At 60.5% G+C, this 1,555-nt stretch carries 2 protein-coding genes; both read right to left on the reverse strand.

Annotated features, from left to right (window positions below; genetic code table 11):
* A partial coding sequence (locus CO667_RS34500; protein ID WP_097622262.1) for a carbohydrate ABC transporter permease occupies positions 1–863 on the reverse strand: 863 nt, incomplete at its 3' end.
* On the reverse strand, positions 860–1,555 hold a 696-nt coding region (locus CO667_RS34505), incomplete at its 5' end, for a sugar ABC transporter permease (protein ID WP_097622263.1). The genes CO667_RS34505 and CO667_RS34500, both read right to left, overlap by 4 nt.

The following is a 1,555-nucleotide window of genomic DNA, read 5'->3' on the forward strand; positions in this document are numbered from 1 at the left end:
GCCATGTTGACATTGTATTCGACCACCCCGGTCGAGGTGTTGACGACATTGTTGAGCGCCACCGTCATCGGCATGGATTCACCGGTGCCGGCATAGGCCGAGGCAAACAGGAAGTCGTTCCAGATGTTGGTGAACTGGTAGATCACCGTGACGACGATGATCGGCAGCGAGTTCGGCAGCATGATGCGGCGGAAGATCTGGAAGAAGCTGGCGCCGTCGACCTGGGCGGCCCTGACAAGCTCGGTCGGAAAGGCCTCGTAGAAATTGCGGAAGAACAGCGTCGTGAAGCCGAGGCCGTAGACGACATGGACGAAGACCAGATTGACCGTGGGATTGCCGAAGCCGAAGGCAAAGCCGGTGGCATTCTGCAGCGTCATGCCGAAGCGGCCAAGCGAGCCGAGGATCGTTGCCATCGGCAGCAGCACCGACTGGAACGGGATGAAGCAGGCAAACAGCATCAGCCCGAACACCAGCGTGTGGCCGGGAAAGCGCCACTTGGTCAGCACATAGCCGTTGAGCGCCCCCATGATGGTGGAGACTGCGACGGCCGGCACCACCATCTTGATCGAGTTCCAGAAGTAGCCCTTGATGCCGGCGCAGGTGAGCCCGACGCAGGTCTCGCCCCAGGCCTTGATCCACGGATCGAAGGTCGGCGATTGCGGCAGCGCCAGCATGTTGCCGTTCTGGATCTCGTCCATGGTCTTGAACGAGGTGGTCAGCATGACGAAGAGCGGCATCAGATAGAGGACGGCGAAGATCACCAGCAGGCCGTAGATGACCAGGCGGCCGATCCAGCGGGTGTTGCTGTTCCTGTTGTCGCTGGCCTGCGAGGTCGCCATTGCCGGAGAGGTTACGCTGCTCATCGCGCCTTCTCCTTCAGTTCGGAATAGAGATAGGGCACGATGAGTGCCGAGATGGTCATCAGCATGATGATGGCGCTGGCCGAGCCGACGGCCATCTCGTTGCGCTTGAAGGTATATTCATACATGAAGTTGGATGGCAGCCAGGCCGAGCCGCCAGGCCCGCCCGAGGTCAGCGCCACCACCAGGTCATAGGACTTGATCGCCATATGGGCGAGCACGATGAAGGCGGAGAGAAAGATCGGCCGCAACAGCGGAATGACGATGCGCCGGTAGAGCTGGAAGGGCGAAGCGCCGTCGATCTGGGCGGCCTTCATGATCTCACCGTCGATACCGCGCAAACCCGCCAGGAACATCGCCATGACGAAACCGGACGCCTGCCAGACGCCGGCGATGACGACGGTGTAGATGACGAAGTCCTTGTTCTTGATCCAGTCGAAGTGGAAGCTTGTCCAGCCAAAATGGTGCAGCGTCTGTTCCAGCCCGAGGCCGGGATCGAGGAACCATTTCCAGGCAACCCCGGTGACGATGAAGGAGAGCGCCATCGGATAGAGGAAGATCGGCCGGAGCAGCCCCTCGCCGCGGATCTTCTGATCAAGCAGGATGGCGAGGAAGAGACCAAGCGCCAGGCAGATGCCGACATAGAGGAAGCCGAAGATCGCCATATTGGTGATCGAGGTGTACCAGGAGGACGG

It is taken from the genome of Rhizobium sp. L43 (genome assembly GCF_002531725.1).
Taxonomy (GTDB): Bacteria; Pseudomonadota; Alphaproteobacteria; order Rhizobiales; family Rhizobiaceae; genus Rhizobium.